Raw genomic sequence first — 5,144 nt, forward strand, 5'->3', positions numbered from 1 at the left:
CTAAATAACGGATATGTACCGCGACCCACCCCCCCGCAACTCCCTGGTGAAATAACGGCTCGGTACCTCACCCAACACACGCTTGAACACCGTGGCAAACGCACTCGGGCTGCTATACCCCAGATCCAGCGCCACCCTGGTCACCGGTTCCCCATTGCCCAGCCGCACAATCGCCGCCAGCAAACAGGCTTGCTGGCGCCATTGCAGGTAACTGATCCCCGTGGCCTGGCGGAACTGGCGGGTAAAAGTCCGGCGGCTCATACCCGCGCCGAGGGCCATGGCATCAATGCCGATTTCCAACGAAGGCCCGGCCAGGAACTCTTCGCAGGCCTTCGCCAATCGAGGCTCGGCCGGCAACGGCGCACACAGCGGTAGCACCGGCATCCGGGCGATCTCGTGCAGCAGCAAGCCCATCAAATAGCTGTCGCGGCCACCCATCGCGTAACGCGCAGGTACCTCGACGGCCTTCTCCAGCAACTGCCCAAGCAGCGGCGACACATCCAGCACCTGGCACTGTTGCGGCAACTCCAGCTGCCGCGCCGCCTGCGGGCGAATGTAGGTGTTGAGCATCGTCACCGGCCCGCGCATCAGCATGGCGTGGGACACATGCGGCGGCACCCAGATCGCGCGGCGGGGCGGCACCACCCAGTTACCGATGGCACTGTAGACGGTAATGACACCCTGGCTGGCATAGGCCAACTGGCCTCGCGGGTGCGCGTGGGCGGGGAACAGCTCGCCGTCGGCATAGTCGATGGCGGTCACGACCACGTCGCGCGGGGTGTTTTCGTAGGGATGAATATCGGGCATGGCCTGATTCTAGCCTTTGTTGACCCACAATCGCAGGCGGGCCATCGCGGTTTACGAAAAAATCTGTCGGATGCACGGCCTCCTGTCGTGCCACCGAGTCAATGGACCCGTCACGATGAAGCAAAAACACCTGTTACTGGCCGTCCTGGTGACGGCTGTGTGGGGACTCAATTTCCCCATTACCAAACTCGGCCTGGCCGAGATCAACCCGCTGTTGCTGACGGCCCTGCGGTTCACCCTGGCGGCGTTGCCCTGGGTGTTTCTGGTGCGCCGGCCCCAGGTCGCGGTGAAGTGGCTGGCGGCCTATGGCTTGATATTCGGGGTGGCGATGTGGGCCTTGATCAACCTCGGGATCGCCATGGGCGTGCCGCCCGGCAGCGCGTCGTTGCTGATCCAGTTCAGCGCATTTTTCACCATGGGCTGGGGCGTGCTGCTGTTTCGGGAAAGCCTTTCCCTGGCGCAATTGATCAGTGTGCTGCTGGCGGCCGTGGGGTTGGCAGGCATGCTGCTGGGCGTGGTGGGGACGGCCACGCTGCTGGGGTTTGCCCTGGTGCTGTTCAGTGCCCTGGCCTGGAGCATCGGCAATATCATCATCAAGGTCTCCGGGGTGCGGGAGATCTTTGCCTTCGTAGTCTGGGCCAGCCTGTTTGCGCCGTTGCCGCTGGTGCTGTTGACGTGGCTGCTGGATGGCTCGCAAGCCTTTATCGCTTTGCCTGCTCAACTGAACGGCGTGGCGTTGTTCTCGCTGGCGTTCCAGGTGTATGGCGCGACGCACTTCTGTTACTGGGGCTGGAACCTGCTGTTGCGCGAGTACCCGGTTTCCCGGGTGGCGCCCCTGTCACTGCTGATCCCGGTGTTCGGCATCGTCAGTTCAATGCTGATCCTGGGTGAGCGCCCCGGGGTTTCGCAGTGGCAGGCCATGGGCTTGATCCTCTTGGCCCTGATCGTCGGCCTGAAGAAGGGGCGCCCGTTGTGGGTCAGGCAGGACGGTCACGCTTGAGCAGGCCATACAGCGCGCTGTCCGAGATCTCGTCGCCGACCACCCAGCGCTCGCGCAGCAAGCCTTCGCGGACGAAACCCAGGCGCTCAAGCAGCTTCGCGGAGCCCAGGTTGCGTGGGTCAATGTCGGCTTCAAGGCGGCGCAGCCCGGCGGTGTTGAACCCATGGTCGATCACGGCGCGGGCGGCTTCGCTCATGTAGCCCTTGCCCCAATACTGGCGGCCCAGGGTAAAGCCGATTTCAGCGCGGCGGCATTGCTCGTCGACATTGAACAGGTCGCAACTGCCGATCACCTCGCCGGTGGCCAGCAACTCCACCATGCACACCAGGTCTTCACCGGCAATCGATGCCTCCATCAATTGGCCGAAGCGTTCAACGGCTTGCTCGGCGCGGGTCATGGTGGGAAAGGAAAAGTAGCGCATGGCCTCGGGGTCGGACCAAATGGCAAACAGCGCGCGCCAGTCATCCTGATGGGGAGGGCGCAGGCCCAGGCGTTCGGTGGTGAGAAGTACGGGGGCGAAAAAGGGCAGGGTCATCATGTGCTCGTCCGTGAAGATCACGGGCGCAATCCTGCCGGGATTACGGGCGTTATACAAGCATCAGGAACAGGCCGTATCGTCCAGCGCCTGGGCCGGCAGCGCGCCGGTGGTCTTGATGGTTTTGGTGACGATATAGGTGAAGTAGCGCTCGATGGCCAGGTCTTCCATCAGCAGTTGATCGATGAAACGCTGGTACTGGTCGATGTCGGCTGCGCGGATCATTGCGATGTAGTCCACGCCGCCGCCGGTGGCGTAGCAGAACTCCACGTCGGGGGCGTCGCTCATGCGTTGTTCGAAGCGGCGCATGTCCTGGGCGGTGTGCCGGGCGAGGGTGATTTCCACCAGCAGTTGCTGACTCTTGAACACCTGATTCCAGTCGATCACCGCGCGGTAGCCCTTGACCAGGCCGGCACTTTCCAGCTTGCGCACGCGCTCCCAGGCGGGCGTTACCGAAAGGTTGATGGCCTCGGCCAGGCTCGATTTGGTGATGCGCCCGTCCTCGGAGAGGATACGCAGGATTTTCAGGTCGTAGCGGTCAAGCTTGTGCATCGGCAACGAACTCCAAAGGCGCACGGACCCTGTAGGAGCGAGCTTGCTCGCGATGAGCCTGAGGACGACGCGTTAATTCAGGATTAGCACGTTATCGTTCACGACCATCGCGAGCAAGCTTGCTCCTAAGGGAAACTCATCAGCCCAACACTTCCCCGGCCACCTGGTCGATCGCGCCTTTGGTGATGTCGACGATCAGGTCTGCCTCCGCCCTGGTCAAAATCAGCGGCGGCGCAAAGCCGAGGATGTCGCCGTGTGGCATGGCCCGGGCGATCATCCCGCGTTCCAGGCAGGCCGCCGAGACTTTGGGGCCGACCTTGAGCGCAGGATCAAACGGCGTGCGTTGCTCACGGTCGGCCATGAATTCCACGGCGGCGAGCAGGCCGTCGCCGCGTACTTCGCCCACCAGCGGGTGACCTTCGAGGGTTTCCCGCAGGCGACGGTTCAGGTACCCACCGACTTCGTCGGCGTTCGCCGTGAGGTTCTCCCGTTCCAGGATATCCAGGTTTGCCAGCGCCGCCGCGGCGCAGATCGGGTGCCCGGAGTAGGTCCAGCCGTGGCCCATGGCGCCTTCGTGGGTCGAGGCCTTTTCAATCACGTCCCACACCTTCTCACCGATGATCACCGCTGACAGCGGGGCATAGGCGCTGGTCAGGCCCTTGGCCGTGGTGATCAGGTCCGGGCGCATGCCGTAGCGCTGGCTGCCCATTTTCGAGCCCAGCCGGCCGAACGCGCAGACCACTTCGTCAGCGATCAACAACACATCGTACTTGTTCAGTACCGCCTGGATCGCCGCCCAGTAACCGGCCGGGGGCACCACGATGCCACCGGTGCCCATTACCGGTTCGCCAATGAACGCCGCGACCGTGTCCGGGCCTTCGGCGAGGATCATTTTTTCCAGCTCATCGGCGCAGTGACGCACGAACGCAGCCTCGTCCATGCCCGCCGGTGCCTTGCGGTACCAGTGCGGGCAAATGGTGTGCTGGATGCCTTTTTCCGGCAGGTCGAAATGCTGATGGAAGGCGGCGAGGCCCGTGAGGCTGCCGGTCATGATGCCTGAGCCGTGATAGCCGCGATCGCGGGAGATGATTTTCTTCTTCTGCGGACGGCCCAGTACGTTGTTGTAGTAACGCACCAGCTTGATCTGGGTTTCGTTGGCGTCTGAGCCGGACAGGCCGTAGTAGACCTTTTTCATGCCTTCGGGCGCCCAGTCCATGATGCGGCTCGACAGCTCGATGATTGCCTCGGTCGAGTGACCGACATAGGTGTGGTAGTAGGCCAGCTCCTTGGCTTGCTTGTAAATGGCGTCGGCAACTTCGGTGCGGCCATAGCCGATGTTCACACAGTACAGGCCGGCAAACGCATCGATGAATTCGCGGCCTTCCTGGTCGCGAATGCGGATGCCCGAGGCGCTCTTGATGATGCGGCCCTTGAGTGCGCCGCTGGCGTGATCATGGGCGTGGGTGGACGGGTGCATGAAGTGCGCGCGGTCTTGTTCGAACAGGCTGTTGAATGCTTGGCTCATAGTTGCTCTCCTTGGAATTGGCCTTGGTGATGCAGGCAAAAGTATTTGGTTTCGACAAAGGCTTCGAAGCCCTCGGCGGCGCCTTCACGGCCCAGGCCCGAGGCTTTCATGCCGCCGAAGGGAATCGGGTGACCGGTGAATTTCACCCCGTTGACCGCGATCATGGCGTGGTCGAGGCGGCGGATCAGCGGGTAGATCAGGTCCAGGCGGTTGGAACAAATGTAGGCGGCCAGGCCGTACTCGGTGTCGTTGGCCATTTCGATGGCCTGGTCAATCGAGTCGAACGGCAGCACCCCGGCAATCGGCGCGAAGTTTTCTTCGCGGTAGATGCGCATTTGTGGGGTCACGTCGGCGAGTACCGTTGGCTGGTAAAACAGCCCGCCCAGGGCGTGGCCTTCGCAGCCCACCAGGCGTTGCGCGCCCAGCTCCAGGGCGTCGGCCACGCGTTCGGCGGTGACGTCGAAGGCGGCCTGGTGCATCAACGGGCCGATGTCGACGCTTTGCTCTTGCCCGTCGACCAATGCCGGGCCGACCCGCAACTCACGCACGGCGGCAGCGAAGCGGCTGAGGAATTCGGAGTAGATCGAACGGTCGACCATGATCCGGTTGGCCGCGCAGCAGTCCTGGCCGGAGGTCTGGAACTTGGCCTCGACCGCGACTCTCACTGCCAGCTCAAGGTTGGCGTCGGCGCAGACAATAAATGGCGCGTTGCCGCCCAGTTCCAG

Annotated in this window: 6 protein-coding genes; 1 reads left to right on the plus strand and 5 read right to left on the minus strand. The window is 62.9% G+C overall.

The features are described 5' to 3' along the window. Complete coding sequence (locus HX869_RS30165) at positions 1-807, minus strand: helix-turn-helix transcriptional regulator (protein ID WP_178904105.1); 807 nt, start codon at positions 805-807, stop codon at positions 1-3. A gap of 115 nt (positions 808-922) precedes the next feature. Here HX869_RS30165 and HX869_RS30170 point away from each other — a divergent pair, with 115 nt between their 5' ends. Next, positions 923-1,807, plus strand: coding sequence for an EamA family transporter (locus HX869_RS30170; protein ID WP_178904106.1), 885 nt, complete (start codon positions 923-925; stop codon positions 1,805-1,807). On the opposite strand, the gene HX869_RS30175 is transcribed toward HX869_RS30170, so the two are convergent. The 4 genes from HX869_RS30175 to HX869_RS30190 form a co-directional block, all read right to left on the minus strand. Continuing rightward, positions 1,785-2,366 carry a GNAT family N-acetyltransferase gene (locus HX869_RS30175; RefSeq protein ID WP_256580017.1) on the minus strand — a complete coding sequence of 194 codons (582 nt, stop codon included), beginning with the start codon at positions 2,364-2,366 and terminating at the stop codon, positions 1,785-1,787. The genes HX869_RS30170 and HX869_RS30175 overlap by 23 nt on opposite strands. A 39-nt stretch (positions 2,367-2,405) precedes the next feature. Continuing rightward, positions 2,406-2,894 carry an Lrp/AsnC family transcriptional regulator gene (locus tag HX869_RS30180; protein WP_003219468.1) on the minus strand — a complete coding sequence of 163 codons (489 nt, stop codon included), beginning with the start codon at positions 2,892-2,894 and terminating at the stop codon, positions 2,406-2,408. A gap of 139 nt (positions 2,895-3,033) precedes the next feature. Beyond that, positions 3,034-4,419, minus strand: a complete 1,386-nt coding sequence (locus tag HX869_RS30185) for an aspartate aminotransferase family protein (RefSeq protein ID WP_177029062.1) — start codon at positions 4,417-4,419, stop codon at positions 3,034-3,036. After that, a partial coding sequence (locus HX869_RS30190; protein WP_178904107.1) for an aldehyde dehydrogenase family protein occupies positions 4,416-5,144 on the minus strand: 729 nt, incomplete at its 5' end. The genes HX869_RS30190 and HX869_RS30185, both read right to left, overlap by 4 nt.

This window comes from Pseudomonas sp. P7779 (assembly GCF_013386315.1).
Lineage (GTDB): Bacteria > Pseudomonadota > Gammaproteobacteria > Pseudomonadales > Pseudomonadaceae > Aquipseudomonas.